18 protein-coding genes are annotated in these 20024 nt (G+C 69.8%); 5 read left to right on the top strand and 13 right to left on the bottom strand.

Translation table 11 applies throughout. The features are described 5' to 3' along the window. Positions 1-81: 81 nt before the first annotated feature. A complete protein-coding gene (locus ISF28_RS06630; RefSeq protein ID WP_198116369.1) occupies positions 82-2439 on the top strand; it encodes an NHL domain-containing protein in 2358 nt (785 codons plus the stop codon). A gap of 28 nt (positions 2440-2467) precedes the next feature. Here ISF28_RS06630 and ISF28_RS06625 read toward each other — a convergent pair whose 3' ends face one another. Both ISF28_RS06625 and ISF28_RS06620 read right to left on the bottom strand, forming a co-directional pair. After that, positions 2468-3325 carry a CPBP family intramembrane glutamic endopeptidase gene (locus ISF28_RS06625; protein WP_198116368.1) on the bottom strand — a complete coding sequence of 286 codons (858 nt, stop codon included), beginning with the start codon at positions 3323-3325 and terminating at the stop codon, positions 2468-2470. Positions 3326-3348: 23 nt separating this feature from the next. Then, positions 3349-4173: an AraC family transcriptional regulator gene (locus tag ISF28_RS06620; RefSeq protein ID WP_198116367.1), complete on the bottom strand. Its 825-nt coding sequence runs from the start codon at positions 4171-4173 to the stop codon at positions 3349-3351. Positions 4174-4256: 83 nt separating this feature from the next. Here ISF28_RS06620 and ISF28_RS06615 point away from each other — a divergent pair, with 83 nt between their 5' ends. Beyond that, positions 4257-4874 (top strand): glutathione S-transferase family protein, encoded by a 618-nt coding sequence (locus ISF28_RS06615; protein WP_198116366.1) that lies wholly within the window; start codon positions 4257-4259, stop codon positions 4872-4874. Here ISF28_RS06615 and ISF28_RS06610 read toward each other — a convergent pair. Genes ISF28_RS06610 through ISF28_RS06600 form a run of 3 tightly spaced genes read right to left on the bottom strand, consistent with a single transcriptional unit; the run spans position 4807 to position 8449 of the window. After that, the gene (locus tag ISF28_RS06610) at positions 4807-5745 is read right to left on the bottom strand and encodes a DMT family transporter (protein ID WP_198116365.1); all 939 of its coding nucleotides are present in this window, start codon (positions 5743-5745) and stop codon (positions 4807-4809) included. The genes ISF28_RS06615 and ISF28_RS06610 overlap by 68 nt on opposite strands. Continuing rightward, on the bottom strand, positions 5742-7415 hold the full coding sequence (gene dsbD, locus ISF28_RS06605; protein WP_198116364.1) for a protein-disulfide reductase DsbD: 1674 nt from the start codon (positions 7413-7415) through the stop codon (positions 5742-5744). Before dsbD ends, ISF28_RS06610 begins: the two co-directional genes overlap by 4 nt. Before the next feature lie 5 nt (positions 7416-7420). Beyond that, on the bottom strand, positions 7421-8449 hold the full coding sequence (locus ISF28_RS06600; protein ID WP_198116363.1) for a TlpA family protein disulfide reductase: 1029 nt from the start codon (positions 8447-8449) through the stop codon (positions 7421-7423). Between the two features lie 100 nt (positions 8450-8549). Here ISF28_RS06600 and pdxR point away from each other — a divergent pair, with 100 nt between their 5' ends. Beyond that, entirely contained in the window at positions 8550-9971 is a 1422-nt protein-coding gene (gene pdxR, locus ISF28_RS06595; RefSeq protein ID WP_198116362.1) for a MocR-like pyridoxine biosynthesis transcription factor PdxR, read from the top strand. 45 nt (positions 9972-10016) lie between these two features. Continuing rightward, the gene (locus ISF28_RS06590) at positions 10017-11177 is read left to right on the top strand and encodes an acyltransferase family protein (protein ID WP_198116361.1); all 1161 of its coding nucleotides are present in this window, start codon (positions 10017-10019) and stop codon (positions 11175-11177) included. A gap of 121 nt (positions 11178-11298) precedes the next feature. Here ISF28_RS06590 and ISF28_RS06585 read toward each other — a convergent pair whose 3' ends face one another. The 8 genes from ISF28_RS06585 to ISF28_RS06550 all read right to left on the bottom strand — a co-directional run bounded on the left by ISF28_RS06585 (position 11299) and on the right by ISF28_RS06550 (position 19768). Then, on the bottom strand, positions 11299-11916 hold the full coding sequence (locus ISF28_RS06585; protein ID WP_198116360.1) for a PEP-CTERM sorting domain-containing protein: 618 nt from the start codon (positions 11914-11916) through the stop codon (positions 11299-11301). 29 nt (positions 11917-11945) lie between these two features. Continuing rightward, on the bottom strand, positions 11946-14450 hold the full coding sequence (locus ISF28_RS06580; protein ID WP_198116359.1) for a cellulose binding domain-containing protein: 2505 nt from the start codon (positions 14448-14450) through the stop codon (positions 11946-11948). 218 nt (positions 14451-14668) lie between these two features. Further along, positions 14669-15739 (bottom strand): AI-2E family transporter, encoded by a 1071-nt coding sequence (locus ISF28_RS06575; protein WP_198116358.1) that lies wholly within the window; start codon positions 15737-15739, stop codon positions 14669-14671. Beyond that, complete coding sequence (locus tag ISF28_RS06570; RefSeq protein ID WP_198116584.1) at positions 15739-16341, bottom strand: SCO family protein; 603 nt, start codon at positions 16339-16341, stop codon at positions 15739-15741. The genes ISF28_RS06575 and ISF28_RS06570 overlap by 1 nt, the downstream gene beginning before the upstream one ends. A gap of 2 nt (positions 16342-16343) precedes the next feature. Beyond that, positions 16344-17249, bottom strand: coding sequence for a heme o synthase (cyoE, locus tag ISF28_RS06565; protein ID WP_198116357.1), 906 nt, complete (start codon positions 17247-17249; stop codon positions 16344-16346). Continuing rightward, positions 17246-18406: a COX15/CtaA family protein gene (locus tag ISF28_RS06560; RefSeq protein ID WP_198116356.1), complete on the bottom strand. Its 1161-nt coding sequence runs from the start codon at positions 18404-18406 to the stop codon at positions 17246-17248. Before ISF28_RS06560 ends, cyoE begins: the two co-directional genes overlap by 4 nt. Positions 18407-18417: 11 nt before the next feature. After that, the gene (locus ISF28_RS06555) at positions 18418-19053 is read right to left on the bottom strand and encodes an SCO family protein (RefSeq protein WP_370663397.1); all 636 of its coding nucleotides are present in this window, start codon (positions 19051-19053) and stop codon (positions 18418-18420) included. After that, positions 19031-19768, bottom strand: a complete 738-nt coding sequence (locus ISF28_RS06550; RefSeq protein ID WP_198116355.1) for an SURF1 family protein — start codon at positions 19766-19768, stop codon at positions 19031-19033. The genes ISF28_RS06555 and ISF28_RS06550 overlap by 23 nt, the downstream gene beginning before the upstream one ends. 42 nt (positions 19769-19810) lie before the next feature. Here ISF28_RS06550 and ISF28_RS06545 point away from each other — a divergent pair, with 42 nt between their 5' ends. After that, the gene (locus ISF28_RS06545; RefSeq protein ID WP_198116354.1) at positions 19811-20014 is read left to right on the top strand and encodes a twin transmembrane helix small protein; all 204 of its coding nucleotides are present in this window, start codon (positions 19811-19813) and stop codon (positions 20012-20014) included. Positions 20015-20024 lie beyond the last annotated feature (10 nt).

Below are 20024 nucleotides of genomic sequence, written 5' to 3'. Positions count from 1 at the left end.
ACTTTCCACACCCTCCTTTTTGCTATTCTGCTTGCCAATCGATCACTCACCCATTGGCAGACGCCGCGCGAAGGAGAAGTTTTGGACAAGATCACCGGAAAGAACGGCAGGGCCTATCCCCGTACCCGCGAGACCGCGGCCGTGGTTGCCGCGCTGCTGCTGTCCGCCTGCGGCGGCGGCGGCGGCGGCAGCGGCACGGCGGCCGGAGGCGGGTCGTCCCCGACCGTGCCCGTGGCCCAGGCGCCCACGATCACGGCGCAGCCGGTCGCGCAGACCGTGACCGCCGGCCAGTCCGCCACCTTCACCGTGAAGGCCAGCGGCGACAGCCTGTCTTACCAGTGGCAGCGCGACGGCAAGGATATCGCCGGGGCGACGGCGGACACGTACACGCTGGCCGCCGCCCAGGCGAGCGATGACGGCGCCGCGTTCGCCGTCGTCGTCAAGAACGCCGGCGGCACCGTGACGAGCAACAAGGCGACCGTGAGCGTGACCGCGGCGCTGCCGCCGGCGCAGGGACTGTCCGTGCTGGCCGGCACGCTCGGCGGTCCGGGCAATGTGGACGGCGCCGGCGGGCGCCTCGCGTACCCGCTGCGCATCGCCATGAGTCCGGCCGGGCAACTGTACGTTGCCGACAATACGGGCACGCTGGCGTGGGACGGTTACCGGCCCGCGGTGTCCGGCAACCTCGCGTTGCGGACCGTGGACGTGGCCACCGGCGACATCGGCACCGTCACGGCGGCCCCGCTGACGAGTACCGTCGCCGTCGCCTTCGACAAGGGCGGCAACCTGTACGAGTCGGACGGGTCGGCGGTCTACCGGACGGCGCCCGGCGGCCAGCGCAGCCTGTTCGCCGGCTCCGCCACGGAGATCGGGGAAGTCGACGCCGCGGGCGGCGCGGCGCGGTTCACGCAAATCAAGGCACTCGCCGCCGACGCCGACGGCAACGTCTACGTGGGCGAGTCCAGCTTCCTGCGCAAGATCTCGCCGCAGGGCGCCGTCACGACCGTCGCCGGCGGCGCCGGCACGGATGCGGCGGGCAATCCCAAGGACGGCGCCGGCAGCGGCGCCAGCTTCGCCGGCATCGCCGCGCTGGCGCTCGACGCCAACGGCAACCTGCAGGTGCTCGACGACTCGCGCGTGCGCGTGGTCACGCCCGCCGGCGCCGTGACGAGCCGTGCGCTCAAGGGCGACGCCACCATCGCCGCGTCCTATGCCGGCAACGACGGCATCGCGGTCGACCAGGCCGGCAACCTCTACGTCACCTACACGCAGGCCGGATGCCGGATCCTCAAGGTCGCGCCCGACGGCCAGGTGACCACCCTCGCCGGCCAGCCGGACCGCCGCGGCAGCAACGACGGCGCCGGCACGGCGGCCACCTTCTGCAAGGACACGAGCAAGGATCCGCTGGCGAGCCCGAACGGCAGGATGAGCAACCTGGCGCTCGATGCGGCCGGCAATCTCTACGTCGCGGACACCGACAACGTGACGATCCGCCGCATCGCGCCCGACGGCACCGTGAGCACGGTCGCCGGCCGCGCGCCTTCCGTCGACAACGCGGACGGCGCCGGCGCCGCCGCCCGGTTCGTCGTCAGCACCTACGATCCGCGCGCGGCCACGCACCCGTTTGCGGCGGTGTCGACGTACGACCTGGCGGCCGACGCACAGGGCAACTTCTACGTGCGCGAGAACGACCGCATCCGCCAGGTCACGGCGGCAGGCAACGTCAGCACCCTGGCGCCGCAGACGACGGGCCTCGCCGACGCGCGGCTGTACCTCGGCGGCCTGGCGTTCGGCGGCAGCGCGGCGGTCGTGTCGCAGCGCGTCGTCAGCCGCGTCAACGCGGACGGCAGCCTGACGTTCCTGGCGGGCGGCGGCAGCCAGGCCCCGATCGGCGACGGCACGGGGGCGCAGGCAAGCTTCTATTCGATCTCGGCCCTCGTCGGCGATGCGCTCGGCAACCTGCTTCTGCTGGATGCCGTGCCGGGCGGCGTCGGGTCGGGCTCCACCGGTTACGTCCGCAAGATCACCCCGGCCGGCGCCGTCACGACGCTGCCGGCCGGTCAGCGCTTGCCGGGCCTCGCCGCCGCCGACGGCAGCAACTGGTACGTCTCGTACCTCGGCGAGGTGACGAAGGTGCAGGCCGACGGCACGTCGACCGTCGTGCGCCAGCTGTCCGCCACGGCCGGCGCGCGCGTCGTCGCGAGCGCGCTGGATCGGACCGGCAACCTGTACGTGGCCTGGCACGAAACGCCGAACTGGTATTCGGTGCACAAGATCACGCCGGCCGGCACCGACACGATCGTCGCCGGTACGCCGGGCCGGTACGGGGTGCGGCTGGGCGCGCCGGGCAGCCTGGGGCCGGTCGATGCGATGACGGTCGGCGCGGACGGTGTCGTGTATGTCATAAGCGAGAATGCCGTGCTGCGCATCGTGCAGTAGACGGCGGCCGCACACTCGGTCACGTCCTTCAATTCGTCATCGAACCGTCGCACGGCGCGCTCATGTCCGGAGGGACTCGCTGGAGCCACCAAAGCCTGGTGAATGCCACGAGTCCACATCCTGCCAGGACATACATCCATTCCAGCACGCGCCACGCGGAAGACGCCACGCCCGGGTCCCAGCCCTGTTGCGTGGCCAACTGCTCCCAGAAAAACAGGGGGGTGTTCACCGTTGCATGCGTCACCACGACGAGAAAGAGGCGCTCGCCCCTGTGCGACCAGATCCAGGTAAACAGAAACGACAAACCAAGCGTCGAGCCCAAGAAGAGCGCGGCGGCGCTCATGCCGGAGAATAGAAGCGGGCCATGCCAAAACCCCCATGCAGCGGCAACGATCAGGGTGGCTCGCAGGCGAGATACCCGTTCGAGCAATCGCGGTAAAAGCCATCCCCGCCACCCGAGTTCCTCACCTACGGCGATGACCAGGATTTGCAGGGCAAAATGCCCGGCCAATAAACCGCCGGCGGCACCGATTGCCTCGGCGAACTGAGCGGTGAACGCCCCAGAACTTTTCAGTGCCAAGGCAGCGCTCCCGAATCCAGCCGCAAGGATCAGCAGTGCCCAAGGCAGGTCGGAGACGCGAGGGATCAGGCGCTTCAGCAACAGCACGACGCCTCCGCGTCCATGACACGCGAACGTCATGAGGAGCGATGCGCATCCCGGGCCGTAGACGACGAATACGCGTGAGAGGTAGGTTCGCAGGATGGGTGGTTGCGCGGGGGCCCACGCCAAGTAAGCCATCAAGAGCGGTGTGCCGATCAGGTAAGAGGCGACAAAGGTGAGCAGAAGAAAGCCCGTGATCGGGTGCTTGCGGAGCCAGCGGGTCATGTCCTTCTCATGTCTCCGACGATTCAAGTCCCCGCTGCCTGCCTGGCTTCCTCGCGATACCGCCCCGGCGACTTGCCCACCAGGCGGCGGAAGTCCGACGTGAAATGGGCCTGGTCGAAATAGCCGAGCCCCTGCGCCAGCGCGGCCAGGTCGACGTCGGCGCCCGTCGCCAGCCGGTCCGCCGCCTCGTGCAGGCGGAAGCGCCGGATCACCCATTTCGGGCTCACGCCCACGTACTCGCTGAACAGCAGTTGCAGGCTGCGCACGCTGATGCGTGCCTGGTCGGCCAGCGCCTCCACCTGCGTCAGGCCGGGCGTCGACTCCACCGCCTGCAGGATGGCCGCGATCCTGTCGACCTGCGGATCGGGCGCGGGCAGATGGGGGCGCAGCAGCGCGGCGGCCGCCTCGATCATCGCGGCGTCATCAAGCGTGTCCAGCACGGCGTCCTGCGCCGCCGCCTCGTCCCACGGGAAGACCGCGGACACGGGCAGCACCTGGTCCGTGATCGTGTGCAGCGGCCGGCCGAGGAAGGCGCGGAACGCGCCGGGCCGGAAGCGCACGCCGCACACCTTGCCGGCATCCTTCAGTTCGTAATCGAACGAGCCCGTCGTCAAGCCCCAGATGCCCGTGCGGGCGCGGTCGAACACGACATGCACGCACGGGTAAGGCAAGGTGCGCTGCGTGTACGGCGGGCGTCCCTGCAAGTCCCATTCGACGATCCAGTAATGGTCGAGGAAAGGCGCCAGGTCGGACTGCGGCAGATAGCGCCCGAGGCGGAACATCTTGCCGGCGAGGGCCGGCGCGACGACGCCCTTGGCGCGGGCCGTGACGGTGGGAGGGTTGTTCATCCGACCATTGTAGCGCGCGTTTTTACAAGACCGCGCCCACCACGCCGCCTAAGCTGTCGGTTCATCGTCATCACGAGGATCCCATGAACCTGACCCTGTTCCACGCGCCGAACTCCCGCTCCGGCGCGGCCCGCATCCTGCTCGAAGAACTCGGCGTGCCCTACGACCTGCACGTGCTCAACCTCAAGAAGAACGAGCAGCGCGCGCCCGATTACCTGGCCGTCAACCCGATGGGCAAGGTGCCCGCCGTCCGCCACGGCGACGCCCTCGTCACGGAGCAGCCGGCCGTCTTCATCTACCTGGCCGACCTGTTCCCCGAGGCGGGCCTGGCGCCGGCGCCGCACGACCCGCTGCGCGGCCCCTATCTGCGCTGGCTGACGTTCTACGGCTCGTCGTTCGAGCCGGCGATCACCGACCTGGCCATGAAGCGCGAGCCCACGCCGCCGATGATGTGCCCGTACGGCGACTACGACACGATGCTCGCCACGCTGACGGCGCAACTACGCGCCGGCCCGTGGCTGCTGGGCGAGCGCTTTTCCGCCGCCGACGTCCTGTGGGGCACGGCTCTCGGCTGGGCCACGATGTTCAAGCTGGTGCCGGAACTGCCCGAAGTGATGGCCTACATCGAGCGCGTCAGTGCGCGTCCGGCCGCGCGCCGGGCCGCGCAAGCGGATGCGGCGCTGGCCGCCGCGCAGGGTTGACGAGGCCGGTCGCCAGCGCCGTCCCCAGCACGATCAGGGCGCTGCCGGCCGCCATCGCGGCCGTGAAAGTCTCGCCGAGGAACAGCACGCCCCACAGCACGCCGAACGCGGGCACGAGGAACGGCACGGCCATCGTCTTCGCCGCGCCCACGCGGGCGATCAGGCGGAAGAACAACACGTAGGCGAGCGCCGTGCAGCCCACGCCCAGGCACAGCAGCGCGGCCCAGGCCCGGGCCGACGGCAGCGCGTGCGGATGCAGGGCCAGCGCGGCCGGCGCCAGCACGAGCGCGGCGGACAACTGGCTGCCGGCGGCGACGGCCAGCGGCGGCACGGCGGCCAGATAGCGCTTGCTGAAGTGGGCGGAAAACGCGTACAGCATCGTCGCCGCCACGCATGCCAGCACGGCCCATCCCGTCGCGACGGCGCTGGCGCCCGGCTTGAAACTGGCGCCTTCCGCCACGAGCCACAGCACGCCGCAGAACCCCAGCGCGAGCCCGGCGGCGCGCACGCGGACTATCGCTTCGCCCAGCCACACGCGGCCGATGACGGCGGCGTACAGCGGCGTGGCCGCGTTGAAGATGGCGGACAGGCTCGCGTTGATGCCAAGGGCCGCCAGCGCGAACAGCACGAACGGCAGCGCGGAATTCGTCACGCCCACGAGCAGCACCGGCTTCCAGTGCCGGCGCAGCGCGCGCAGGCCGCCATCGCGCGCCGTCGCCAGCAGCGGCATCAACAGCACGGCGGCGATCGCGGCGCGGGCGCCGGCCAGCGTCATGGCGCCGAATTCGCCGGCGCACACGCGCATGAACGGATACGATGCGCCCCACAGCGCGGCCAGCGCAGTCAGGCAGGCCAGGTCGGTTTTCTTCATGGTGTGGTCCTCGTGGATGGGTGATTTGCGGCCAACCGGTCCAGCGTGTGCAGGAAGGCCGGCGCGTCCTGGAAGCCGATGACGCGCGCATCCGCGAGCTCGCGTCCGCGGCCGTCGAACAGCAGCACGGCCGGAGGGCCGAACAGGCCGAAGCGCTTGAGCAGCGCGCGCTCGGCCGGGCCGGCGGCCGTGACGTCGGCGCGCAGCAGCCGGACGCCCGCGAGCCTCGCCTGCACGGCCGGCACGCTGAACGTACGCGCTTCCATCTCGCGGCAGGCGACGCACCAGTCGGCATAAAAATCGAGCAGCACCGGCTGCCCGCCCGCCAGCGCGGCGTCCAGCGCGGCCGTCGTGGCGACGGGGGCGAAGCGCGGGCCGTCCGCAGCCGGCGCCTTGAACGCCGACGTCAACGGCCACGCCGCCGCCAGCGCGAGGGCCAGCGCCGCATGGCGCGCCCAGCGGCCGCCGCGCAGCAGGTACAGCGCATACCCGATGGCGAGCAGCGTCCAGCCGGCCGCGGCGACGCGCGCCGGCAGCAGCGGCGCGACGATCCACCAGCCGGTGGCGAGCAGCACGACGCCGAACAGGATCTTCACGGCCACCATCCACGCGCCGGCCCGCGGCAGCAGGCGGCCGGCCGACGTGCCGAAGACGAGCAGCGGCACGCTCATGCCCGCCGCCAGCGCGAACAGGGCCACGCCGCCGAGCAGCGCGTCGCGCGTGCGGCCGATCCACACGAGCACCCCGGCCAGCGGCGGCGCGACGCACGGCCCGAGGATCAGCGCGGACACGGCGCCGGCCGCGAACGTGCCCGCCAGCCTGCCGGCCGGGCGGCGGTTGGCGGCCTCGCCCAGGCGCCCCTGCAGCGCGGCCGGCAGCTGCAGGTCGTACAGCCCGAACATCGACAGCGCGAGCAGCGCCAGCACGGCGCCGAACGTGACCAGCACCCACGGCGTCTGCAGCGCGCCGGCGATGGACTCGCCGGCCAGCCCGGCCGCCACGCCCAGCGCCGTGTAGGTCAGGGCCATGCCGAGCGCGTACGAGGCGGACAGCGCGAGGCCACGCTTGCGCTGTCCGCCGCTGCCGTCGCCGACGACGAGCGCGGACAGGATCGGCACCATCGGCAGCATGCACGGCGTGAACGCGAGTCCCAGGCCGAGCGCGAGGAACAGCGGGACGATCACGACCAGGCGGGCGCCATCCAGCGCGCGGCCGATGCGGTCCTGCGCGGCCGGCTGCGGCGCGGGTGCCGCGGCGGCGCCCAAGGCGAACGTCGTATCCTGCGGCAGGTAGCACAGGCCGGCGTCGGCGCAGCCCTGCGAGCGGACCGCGAGCGTGAACGGCCCGTTCGCCCGCACCGGCACGCGGACGGTCACGCGGTCGTGGTACACCTCGACGTCGCGCCCCTGCGTGGGATCGTGTTTGCGCAATCCCGGCGGGAACTGCGGCGCGCCCAGCGTCGCGCCGGTGGCGGCAAAGCCGAAGCGTTCGCGGTACAAGGCATAGCCGGGCGCGATGCGGGCCGTGATGGCCACCGTGTGGTCGTCGGCCAGCGCGGCCGTGATGCGGAAGGCGTCCTCCGGATCGAGGACGTCGGGTGCGGCGAAGGCGGGCACCGCCAGCGCGGCCAGCAACGCGGCGCGCACGAACCAGGACAAGAAGCGCAGCATGGCGGTCACCGCGTGGCGATGGCGCGCAGCGCCTGGTCCAGGCCCCGGTCCTGCGGCCCCAGCACGCGCGCCACGCGGCCCCGGGCGTCGAACAGCACGACACTGGGGATCGCATGGATGCCGAAGGCGGCGAACGCCGCGCCGTCGCGGTCGAGCGCCAGCGGCGGCGTGCCCGGATGCGTCTTGCCGTAGCCGGCCAGTTCGGCGGGCGACGTCCACAGCGGCGCGGCGACGGCGAGCCAGTCCACGTTGCCGTTTTTCGCGAGACGCGTGGCGTCCCCGCGCACGCGGCGGCACGCCTGCGCGGTGGCCGGGCGGCTGGCACGCAGATAGGTCTCGCACCACGGCGAGAAGAACACCAGCGCGCGCGGCCTGCCGGCCGTGCCGATGGCGGCCGTCGTGCCGTCCAGGGTCGCCAGGTCGACGCCGTCGACCTTGTCGCCGACGCGGAACACGCGCGGCGCGGCGGCCTGCGGCGCCAGCGCGACCGGTTGCGCGCCAGCCGGCCGCGCGGCGGCGATGCGGTCCAGCGCCGCGTGCAGGGCCGCGTCGTCCAGGTGGCCGACGTAGGCGATGCGGCCGTCCGCGCCGATCAGCACGTGCTGCGGCGTCACGCGCAGGTTCAGGCGGCGTCCGAGGCTGCCGTCGTCGAGCGCGATCGGCATCGTGAGGCCGTGGCGGGTGCGGTAGGCGCGCACGTCGGCTTCCGTGTCGCTGAAGCCCACGTTGACGGCGACGACGTCGATGCGCTTGCCGTATTGCTGGTAGATGCGTTCGAAACCGGGCATCTGTTCGCGGCACGGCACGCACCACGTGGCCCAGAACTTGAGGTAGACGGGCTTGCGGCCGTACTTGGCCGCGAGGTCGATGGTGCCGCCGTCGAGGGTGCGCAGGACGGCGGCGGGCGCGGGTTGGCCGATCAGCGGTTGGCCGGCGCGGGCGGCGCGCGCGGCGCCGTCGTCGGCCGCGCTGGCCACGCTGCTTGAGAACGCGACGACGGCGACGGCGACGGCGATGATGCGTGGGAGGGTCATGGGATCCTTCGTGTGACTGGTCGATGATGCTTTCATCGTAGCCACCGCTTGGATCAGGCAAAAGACGCAAGAATTGCATGAATCCCTGTACCATTCACGCATGGACCACGACCTTTCCATCCGCATCGACCGCAGCGCCCGCACGCCGGTCGCCGGCCAGATCGCCGCCGCGATCGGCGCCGCCATCCACGACGGCCGGCTCGCGCCCGGCGCCCGGCTGCCGTCCTGGCACGACCTCGCCGCGCAGCTGGGCGTGGCGCGCGGCACCGTGCGCGCCGCCTACGACAGCCTGCGCGACCAGCAGCTCATCGTCACGGCCGGCGCGGCCGGCACGCGCGTGGCCCGCCAGGCCCTGCCCGCGCGCACGGCACCCGCCGCCGAACGCCCGGCCACGGCACCGGCGCGGCGCGTGGCGCCGGTCCCGTTCCAGGTCGGCGTGCCGGGCCAGGACGTGTTCCCGTTCAAGACGTGGTCGCGCATCATGGGCCGGGCGGCGCGCGCGGCGGCCGCGCAGCCGCTGGCCTATCCGGATCCGCGCGGCGAACCCGTGCTGCGCGGGGCCATCGCCGCCTACCTCGGCATCGCGCGCGGCATCGCCTGCCACCCGTCCCAGGTGTTCGTCGCCAACGGCTACGCGGCGGCCCTCGGCCTCGCGCTGCGCGCCTTGCGGCTGGATGGGCGCACGGCGTGGGTCGAGGATCCCGGCTACGCGTCGGCGCGCGACGTGCTGCTGCACTACGGCGTGACGCCGGCGCCGGTGCCGATCGACGCGGAAGGCCTGGACGTGGCGGCCGGCGTGGCGCGCGCGCCCGATGCGCTGCTCGCCGTCGTCACGCCGGGGCAGCAGGCGCCGCTCGGCATGACGTTATCGCTGGCGCGCCGGCACGCCCTGCTCGACTGGGCCGCCGCGCGCGGCGCCTGGATCGTCGAGGACGACTACCTGGGCGAGCTGCAGCTGCAGGGCCGCGCGACGCCGGCATTGGCCGCGCGCGACCGCGCCGGGCGCGTGCTGCACATCGGGACCTTCAGCAAGACGATCAGCCCGGCCCTGCGCGTCGCCTTCCTCGTCGTCCCGCCCGCGCTGGCGCCCGCCGTCGCGGAGGTGGCCGACGTCGGCGCGGCGGCGCCGGCGCCCGCGATCCAGTTCGCCATCGAGGAATTCCTGCGCGACGGCCACTACCTGCGCCACCTGCGCCACATGAAGCGCGTGTATGCGGAACGCCGCGCCGCGCTGGACGCCGCCCTGCGCGGCCTGGGCCTGCCCCACGCGGAAGCCGGCCTGTCCGTGCTGCTGCCGCTGGCGGACGGCGTGGACGATGCCGCGCTGGCCGCACGGGCGCGCGGGGCCGGCCTGGCGCCGTCGCCGCTGTCGTGGTGGCGCGCGCCGGGATCGTCTGGCCCCGGCGGCCTGCTGCTGGGCGTGACGAACGTGGCGCCCGCGCAGGCGCAGGCCGCATGCGCGCTGCTCGCCGGACTGCTGCGCGATGCCGTGCCGGTTCCACCGGCCGCGGCGGACGGCTAGAATGACGGGCCGCCACCGCTCCTATTTCAATCTGCCGGACATCGCATGACCGAACCCGTCTCCACGCCGCGCCTGTGCGGCCTCGACCTGCTGCGCGCCGCCGCTATCGTCCTCGTCCTCATGACGCACTACTCGGGTTTCGTGAGCGGCCACGCCACATTCGGCATCCTCGGCAAGGTCGGCTGGGCCGGCGTCGACCTGTTCTTCGTGCTGAGCGGCTACCTGATCGGCAACCAGTTGCTGGCGCCGGCCGCGCGCGGCGAAGCCTTGTCGCTGAAGGTCTTCTTCATGCGCCGCCTGCTGCGCACGCTGCCCAATTACTACGTCGTGCTGGCCGTCTACCTGCTGTTCCCCGGCCCGCCGCTCGGCGGCGCGAGCATGCCGGCGGCGTGGCGCTTCCTCACGTTCACCCAGAATTTCGGGCTCGCCTACGGCCAGACGTTCTCGCATTCGTGGTCGCTGTGCATCGAGGAGCAGTTCTACCTGCTGCTGCCCCTCGTCGTCGTGGCGCTGGCCCGCATCGGCTTCCCCGTCCGGCTGACGTGGGGCCTGCTGGCCGGCGCCATCGGGGCGGGCATGGCCACGCGCGCCGCGGCGTTCGCGCTGCATGGACACGATGCGTTCATGGCCGAGGTCTATTATTCGAGCTTCTGCCGCGCCGACGAACTGCTGCCCGGCGTCGCCATCGCCCTGCTGCGCAATGTTCATCCCGGCGCGTTCGCGCGCCTGCTGCGCCACGCGAACGCGCTGTGCGCGGCCGGGTTTGCGCTGAGCATCGGCATCCTCGCGTGCATCCACCTCGACTGGCCGGCGACGCTCGTCACGTCCACGTTCGGCTACTCGCTGCTGGCGCTCGGTTTCGGCCTGCTGACGTGCGCGGCCCTCGCGCCGCATTGCGTGTTGAACCGCGTGCGCATTCCCGGCGCGTCGCAGCTCGCGCTGTGGTCGTACGCCGTCTACCTCGCCCACAAGCCGATCTTCATGGCGCTGCGCCCGCAGCTGGACCGGCTGCACGTCGACGCCAACGCGCCGGCGACCGTGGCCGCCGTCATGGCCGCGGGCATCGGCGGCGGCTGGGTGCTGTACCGCTGCGTGGAGACGCCGTTCATGCGGTTGCGGGCGCGCTGGACGGCGGCATGGGCCGCACGATCCGCCGCGACATCGGACGCGCGGCCCGCGCCGGCGGACGCGGTTCCGATGGGTTAGACCCGTCGCCGTCCTGCCTGACGATCGGGTCCCGCGTGTGAGTCCACCCGTTCATCAGCGAATAGCCCACCGCGAGCAACGCGGGCCAGCCCGCGACCCGCTCGCGGCGGGCGGTCCGGCGTCACGCCGCCGAGGCAGACGCCTTGCGGCGCACCCGGCCCAGGACCAGGGCGAACGCACCGGCGCCCAGCAGCAGCGGGTTCGCCGGTTCGGGCACCGTGCCGCTGGGCGGAGCGGAAGCGACGGTGGTGAAGTCGTCCATGACATACCAGCCGGTGTCGCGCGTGATGGTCAGCGACGACACGTTGTTGAATGCCGCGGCCGCCCACACGTAGGCGTCACCGATCGCGACCGGGCCCGTCGTGCCGATCAGGTTGTTGCCGGCGTCAAAGGCGGAGATGGTGATCGACGACGCCTTGTCGGCGGCGCCGACCGGCGCCGCGAACCACGCGCCGCCGAAATCGAACGGCGTCGCGCTGCTGATGGTGGCGCCGTCGCTGCCGAAGCCGTTCACGGCGAAGTGCGTGCCGCCGTGGGCGCCGTTGCCGTAACCGTCGATGGTGTTGTCGCCGGCATACCAGTCGTCGCTGAAGGTCAGGCCGGCGTACGGATTGATATCGCTCAGGCTGGCGAAGTCGCCGTCGGTAGCCACGTCCTCGAAGCCGATGACACCGGCGTTGGCGGCGCCGGCCAGCATCAGGCTGGCGCTGGCGATCAGTGCGAACAGAGTCTTTTTCATGATGCGGTCCTTTGCTGTGTCGGGGTTCGTTATTTGCAGATGTCGCCGGTCACGGTCGGGACGTTCGCGTTCAGCGCGTCCTGGCCTGCGACGACGAAGCCGAACGAGGCGGTCCCGCCCGGAGCGATGTCCTTGTTCCAGCCACCGCCGTCCGAACCGGTGAACGTCGGCGCGCTGCCCGTCACGACGCCGTTCCAGGCGCTGCCCGACACATACGATCCGTCGCTGTAGGTCCAGGACACCTGCCAGCCGTGCAGGGTGTCGTTGCCCTCGTTGGTGATCGAGACGGTGGCGATGCCACCGCCCCACCAGGTGCTGCTGAGTTGATACGTGCACACGGCGGTGGGCGCCGGCTTGACCGGAACTTGCGGAACCACTTGCACTTCGCCGTTCTCATCGATCTTGCCGTAGGCGATGCCGCGGCTGTTGGTGCTCATGTAGACCGTGCCGTAGGTATTCATGTCGCCGTTGACCCAGCCTTGAATCGCGCCGCCATACTGGTGGGCGTCGTCGTTGACGCGATCCCAGTGCGCGCCCTTGTCGATCGAACGCAACAGGCCACGCGACGCGCCCACCGTGCCCCACATGTAGAGGGTCGGATAGGTGGCGCCGGGCGCTTCCTTGCCAAGGCCTACGGCGCCGCAGGAGCTGATCCCGTCCACGTTGGTGAAGGTGGCGCCCGAGTCGGTCGAATGGGAGAGTCCTCGGGAATCGAGGCAGGCCCACACGTCGCCCTCGATGCCGGGCGTGGCGCGCACGAGGCTGTTGCCGCCCACCGGCAGGCTGGCTTTCGCGGTGAACGACTCGCCGCCATCGGTGCTGACCAGCATTTGGCCGCTCGCCCGGTCGTAGACGTAGAACTTGGCCGGGTTGACCTTGTCGGCGACCGGGTAGGCGTCCTTCACGGACAGGCCGGCCACCGGCGTCCAGTTGGTGCCGAAGTCGGTCGAACGGTACGTCGTGGTCGAGCCTGCCGGGCTGTGCAGCAGCACGGAGCCGTCGGCCGACAGGGCCAGCCTGCCGAAATTGCCGTTCATGGACGGCGCCGCTTGCCAGCTCGCGCCCGTATCGGTCGAGACATAGATCTTGTCCCAAGCGGCCCGCGCAATCACATGCGTTGCCTGCGCCGCCACTGCGAGGCCGGTGTTCGAGCCAGCGCCCGGGGAATTGCGGATGCCGTACTGGGCCGGATCGGTGTGGACGAAGCCGTCATAGTCGCCGATGGTCGACACCAGCGGGCCGCCCGGAATGCTCTCGACGGCGGTCGGGACGCTCTCTTCGATGCCGTGCACGTCGAACTTCCAGGTGCTCAGGGTCGCATCGATGTCGCTCGTCTTGAACACGCCGTTACCCGAGATCACCCATGCGGTCTTCGAATCGAAGGGGTCGAACTCGACGTCGCCGGCCCAGTGGATCGACGAGTACTTGACCCAGTCGATGCCGTTCGGGTCGATCTCGAAGCCGCGTTGCATCAGGTCGACCCAGGAGCGGCCCGCGTCGTAGGAAGTGAAAATGTGGTCGCCGTAGGTGCCCAGTTGCTGCTGCTGCAACCGGTACGTGTTGTTGGTCGTCGTGATCAGGTGTTTCGGATTTTTCGGGTCGACGCTGATGCCGCCCCACGCGTTATCCATGCCGAGCGGCGTGATGTTGGTCCAGGCGCCGCCGATGATGTTGTATTCCAAGACCCGGCCCTTGGTCATCGGTTCGCTGTCGTTCAGGCCGTGCGGTCCGGCGCCGTTGGCGTAGGTCAGGTACAGGCGGCCCTTGGGCGTCATTGCCGCGCGTTGCGGCATCAGGTCCGTCGGCGCACCCGCGACCGGGGCGAAGGTGACGCCGCCGTCCTTGCTCATGTACAGGTTCGGTCCGACCGAACCGTAACGCGACACGCCGACGAAGATGCGCTTGGCCGTGCCGCCGCTGACACTGGTCGGATCGAGGAGCACGAAGCTGATGCCGTTGCCGTTGGCCGTCGAGCCCACGTCCAGCCCGGACACGTGGGTCCAGGTCTGGCCCGAATCGACGCTCTTGAACAGGCCGTTGTCGCGCGTACCGACGAACAGGACGTTGCTCGAGCCCGGGTCGACCTGCAGTTTTTCGCCGTTCTCGCGGCCCATGCCATTGCCGTGGGCCTTGAACTGGGACGTCACGTCGACCAGGTCGAAATGCTGGCCATAGTCGGTCGAGCGCATGATCACGGTCTTGCCGTTGCTGAAGTAGCTGGTACCTGCAAGCATGTAGACGGTACCCGGGTTGCGCGGGTCGACCGCGATCGACTCCACGCCCATCAGGCCGGTATCGCTCTCGCTGATCCAGTCCGTCAGCGGGATCCAGCGGCTGTTCTGGGCATCCCAGCGGTAGGAACCGCCGACGTCGGTGCGGGCATAGACCACGCCGCGCTCGAGCTTGCTCGGGACGACACCGATGACATAACCAGCGCCGCCCATTGCGACGTTATCCCAATGATATGTTTCGGCGTTCGCGCCCAGCGAGAACAGCAGACCCAGCGTCAGGGCCAGCGCCTTTTTCAAATGCATCGTTGTCTCCGTTTTTAGTTCGAGAAGATCCCAGCCTGTTCCTCTCGTCGACCACGAGGGAGCTGAGTCACTTTATGAGTGGAAACGATTATGTAAGTACGATGCACGCGTTAATAGTCCATTAATCATTAGTGTGATTAATGAAATATGTCAGATCATTTCCATAAGGAAATCTATCCAAAGCTATCCGCTTTGCGGCCGCCGTGTTCGGCTTTGGGTCAGGCGCCGTCGCCGTTCTGCCTGACGATCGGATCCTTCGTATGGGTCCACCCGCTCATCAGCGAATAGCCCACCGCGAGCAGGGTGGGACCGATGAACATGCCGACGAAGCCGAACGCGATCACGCCGCCCAGCACGCCCAGCAGCGTGAGCAGGAACGGCAGGCTGGAGCCGCGGCTGATCAGCATCGGGCGCACGACGTTGTCGACGCCGCTGATCAGGAAGAAGCCCCACACGAGCATGAAGATGCCCCATCCCGTCGCGCCCTGCGCGAACAGCCAGATCGCGGCCCCGCCCCACACGATCGGGGGCCCGACCGGGATCAGGGAAGACACGAACACGAGCACGGACAAGAGCGGCACCGCGGGCACGCCCGCGATGGCGAAGCCCAGCGCGGCGACGAGCGCCTGCGCCAGCGCGGTGCCGAGCAGACCATACATCACGCCGCGCACGGTCTGGCTGACGATCTCCGTGACGGACGCCGCCTCCTCGTCCATGACGCGGCGCATGGCGGCCTGGATGACGGCCAGCAGCGCCTCGCCGTCACGGTAGAAAAAGAAGCTGACGAAGGCGGCGAGACTCATCTGCGCGACGCCCGCCCCCAGCATCATGCCGCCGGACAGCAGCGCGTGCCGCGCCGGTTCGACCATGCGCTGCGCCAGTTCCATCATGCGCTCGCGGCTCGCGACCAGCTGGCGCAGGTAGTTGTCCAGCTGGTCGCCGACGAGCGGGATGTCGCGCACCCACGCGGGCGGCAGCAGCTCGCCCTGGTCCAGCGCGGCGCGGATCTGGTCGAACGACGACGCCACGTTGTCCGCGAGGTTGTACGCGACGAGCGCCAGCGGGATGATCACGAGCAGCGTCAGGCTCAGCGTCATCGTGAGCGCGGCGGGCGTGCGCCGGCCGCGCAGGCGCAGCAGCAGTTTCTGGTACAGGGGCCAGGACGAGATGACGACGGCGGCCGCGAACAGGATCGCGGCCAGGAAGGGTTGCAGGACGTAGAGGCAGCCGAGGGTCAGCAGGACGACCGCGCCGGCGCGGGTATAGTTTCGGCCCGGCCGCTTGTCCATCAGGAGGATAACAGCTGGCGGAGATCGTGCACGATGGGATCGGGTCCCTGGCCGTGGCGGATGAACAGGCGCAGGCGGCCGTCGCGGTCGAAGACGTAGCTGCCGGCCGTGTGGTCGATCGTGTAACTGCCCGGGTCCGTGCCCGGCACCTTGGCGTAGAACACCTTGAATTCCTTGGCCGTCTTCGCCGTCTGTTCAGGCGTGCCGCGCAGGCCGATGAAGCGCTTGTCGAAGGCCGGGACGTAACTGGCCAGCAGCTGCTGGGTGTCGCGCTCGGGGTCGAGGGTGATGAACAGGACCTGCACCTGGTCGGCCAGCGGACCCAGTTTCTGCATCACGGACGCCATCTCCGCCATCGTCGTCGGGCACACGTCCGGGCATTGCGTGTAGCCGAAGAAGACGACGACGACCTTGCCCTTGAAGTCGGCCAGGGTGCGCGGCTTGCCCGTGTGGTCCGTCAACGCGAAACCCTTCGCGTAATCGAGGCCGGTGACGTCCGTGTTCTGGAACGAGACCTTCGGCTTGCCCGGCAGCTTGTCGCAGGCGGCGAGGGAGACGGTCAGCGCGCAGGCGGCGACGAGGACGGGCAGCAGTTTTTTCATCATCAGACGGGCAGGTATTGTTTCACGTAGTGGTCGACGAGCAGGGCCGCGAACAGCAGCGACAGGTAGACGATGGACCAGGCGAAGGCCTTGCGCGCGACCTGGTCGCTGTAGTGCTTGTGGATCAGCCAGCCGTAGCGCAGGAACACGCCGTTCAGCACGACGGCCGCCGCCAGGTACACGACGCCGCTCATGCCGACGGCGAACGGGAACAGGGTGCATGCCGCGAGCGCGACGGAATACAGCCAGACCTGCTGGCCCGTGTACTTCATGCCGTGCGTGACGGGCAGCATCGGCAGGCCGGAGCGGACGTAGTCGTCGCGGCGGTACATGGCCAACGCCCAGAAATGCGGCGGGGTCCAGACGAAGATGATCAGCACGAGCAGCCATGCCTGCATCGGCACCTCGCCCGCGACGGCGGCCCACCCCAGGGCCGGCGGCATCGCGCCGGAGAGGCCGCCGATGACGATGTTCTGCGGCGTGTTCGGCTTCAGGAGGACCGTGTAGATGAGGGCATAGCCGACGAAGGTGACGAACGTCAGCCACATCGTCAGCGGATTGATCATCGTGTACAGGATGCCCATGCCGGCGCCGCCGATGATGGCGGAGAAGATCAGGACCTGCGTGGGCGACAGCTCGCCCATCGCCGTGGCGCGGCGCGCCGTGCGGGCCATGCGGGCGTCGACTTCGGCCTCGATCAGGCAGTTGACGGCGAACGCGGCGCCGGCCAGCAGCCAGATGCCGATCGTGCCCCAGACGAGCACGTGCCAGCCGGGAAAGCCGTCGGTGGCGAGGAACATGCCGATCACGGCGCAGAAGACGGCCAGTTGCGTGACGCGCGGCTTGGTCAGCGACCAGTACTGTGCGACCCGGCTGGGCGGTTTGTGAATGGCGGTTTGCGTAATCATGGGTGGCTCGCGGACGTTGCCGCCTCACGTCGTGGACTGCGCAGCGCCAGCTCGAATTGATACTGTACCTTGTAGTTTAACATGGTCACCAAAAGGACGAGTCCCGCCGCCCCCGCGTTGTGCAGCACGGCGATCGGCAACGGAAAGTTCAAAAATACCGTCGCGATGCCCGTCGTTGCCTGTGCGGCAAGCACCAGCGCGAGGTTGCGCGCCGTGCCGTGCAAGCCCGGCAGGCGCCACGCGCGCCAGGCCGTGCAGCCCAGCACGAGGACGACGACGAGCGCGAAGTTGCGGTGCGCCCAGTGGATGGCCGTCAGCGCCGGGAACGGCAGATAATGCCCGGCGGCCGTCTTGCCCAGCGCACGCCACAAGGTGAAGCCGTGTTGCCAATCCATCTCTGGGACAATTTGTCCATGACAGAGCGGGAAATCGCTGCAGGCCAGTGTCGCGTAATTGGTACTCACCCACCCGCCCAGCGCCAGTTGCAGCAGCAGCACGGCGCCCGACAGCCATGCCAGCCTGCGCAGCCTGCGCAGCACGGGCGCCGGCGCGGCCGGGGATGGCGGCGCGGCCAGGTTGTCTTCGCGGCCGCCCAGCCAGACGGCCAGCGCCAGCAGGGTCAGGCCGAACAGCAGGTGCAGGGTGACGATGACCGGCTGCAGCTTCATGGTGACGGTCCAGGCGCCGAACGCGCCCTGCACGCACACCCACAGGAACATGACGGTCGGCAGCACAGGACTGTGCGCCGGTTTGCCGCCGTGTGCCCGCGCGCGGCGCCATTCCAGCCACGACGCGGTCATCAGGCCGATGATCATGACGCCGATGCCCATCGCGAGGAAGCGGTGGATCATCTCGATCCACGCTTTCATTGTCGTCACGGGACCGGTGGGCATCAGCGCCTCGGCCGCGGCGATGTGCTCGTGCGCGAGGAACGGGTTGGCCTGGCCGTAGCAGCCGGGCCAGTCGGGGCAGCCGAGACCGGAATCCGTCAGGCGGGTGAAGCCGCCGAACACGATCAGGTCGAACGTGAAGAAGGCGATCACCCACGCCAGCTTGCGGTATTTGTTGGTGCCGGTCGCCGTCCACACGAGCGCGAGCGGCACGCTGGCCGCCAGGATGCCGGTCAGGGCCAGCAGGATGACGTTCGAAACTTCCATGATCCCCGCCCTCAGCCGATCGACGACGCCTTCAACAGCTTGTAGATGTCCTTGTAGACCTTACGCACTTGCTGCAGCTGCGGGTCCTTGGGGAAGCGCATCATCAGGTGGCCCAGCGGATCGATCATGTAGATATGGTCGTCCGGCGTCGTGCCGGCGTCGGCGGGCAGCCAGGCCGCCACCGTCGCGGCGTCGGCGCGCAGCATGTGGGTGCCGTCGTATTCGCGGATGACCAGGGTGTCGAGCGGCTCCTTGTCCGTGATGAGCCAGACGCGCTCGATGCGGTCCGCCTCCTTGCCCTGCATCAGGCGCAGCTGGCGCATGGCGAACAATTGCTTGCGGCACGTGTCGGGACAGGCCCCCGGCCCCGTCATCAACATCACCCACTTGCCCTTGAACTGCTCCAGCGCCTGCGGGCGGCCGTCCAGCGTCGTCGTGGCCATGGCCGGGACCGGGTGGGCGCGCTGGTCGATCAGCGTGCCGTAGTTGTTGCGCTTTTCGGGCTTGATGACGTAGAAGGTGACGTACGACGCGATGACCGGCGCCGCGCACACGGCCACGACCAGCCACAGCGTCCAGCGGCCGCGCTTGCGCTGGGCGGCTCCGTCGGGGATTGCGGCTGCGTCAGCCAGCTTGTTTGGTTCCACTGCGAAATCCTGTGATCACAAAAAATAGGAAGGCCATCGTCGCCAATGCATACCACTGGAAGGCATAGCCCTTGTGGCGGTCGACGTCGACGGCGGGGCCGGGCCAGTTGCGGACGGGTTCCACGGCCGCGGCCGTCGGGGCGTCGGCGCTCGTCTGCTCGACCACCACGGGCAGCACGGCCAGGCCGCTGGCCCGGGCGAAGCCGGCCGGATCGACGTTCTGGACGATGGCGCCGGGCGTCGGCGGCGGCGCCTTGCCGAGTTCCATCACGCGCGCCGGATGCAGCACGGCCACGCCTTCGACGGTCGTGCGGCCCGGCGGCGCGGCCACGTGCGGCACGCGATCGTGCACGGCCGGATCGCGCGGGACCCAGCCGCGCTCGACGAGGACCACCTGGCCGGTACCCGCTATTGTAAACGGCATCAGCAAAACGAATCCGGTGCGGCCCTCGAGCGGCCGGTTGTCGAGGAATAGCGGCCAGTTGGGGACGAATTCCCCGGTCACAATGACGTGGCGATATTCGACGGCGGCGGGATCGACGGGCTTCCCGTCCAGCACGAGCGGCGGCAGGGCCGAACGCTGGGCGAGCCGGGCCTGCAGCTCCGTCTTTTCCGCGGCGCGGCGCACCTGCCAGTTCCCCAGCGCGATCCCGAGCGCCACGAGCACGACCGTCGCCAGGAAAGGAATGGTTCTAAAACGGAAGCGCAGTCGCATACAATAGTCGTACATCCCTGACAACCACACTACCGGCCGCCCATGAAAATCGTCGTCGCCATCGCCTTCGTGCTCATCATCGGCAGCCTCGCGTCCGCCCTCTTCTTCCTGATGCGCGACAAGGGCCGCAGCAACCGCACCGTGCAGGCGCTGGCGATGCGGGTCGGGCTGTCGATCACCTTGTTCCTGTTCGTGCTGTTTTCGTACAAGATGGGGTGGATCCAGCCGAAGGGACTGCACTTTTGAACACGCCGGC

The sequence above is a fragment of the Massilia rhizosphaerae genome (assembly GCF_016093545.1).
Lineage (GTDB): Bacteria > Pseudomonadota > Gammaproteobacteria > Burkholderiales > Burkholderiaceae_D > Telluria > Telluria rhizosphaerae.
The sequence above is the reverse complement of the archived record's forward strand: the minus strand, read 5'-3'. Positions and strand labels throughout refer to the sequence as shown.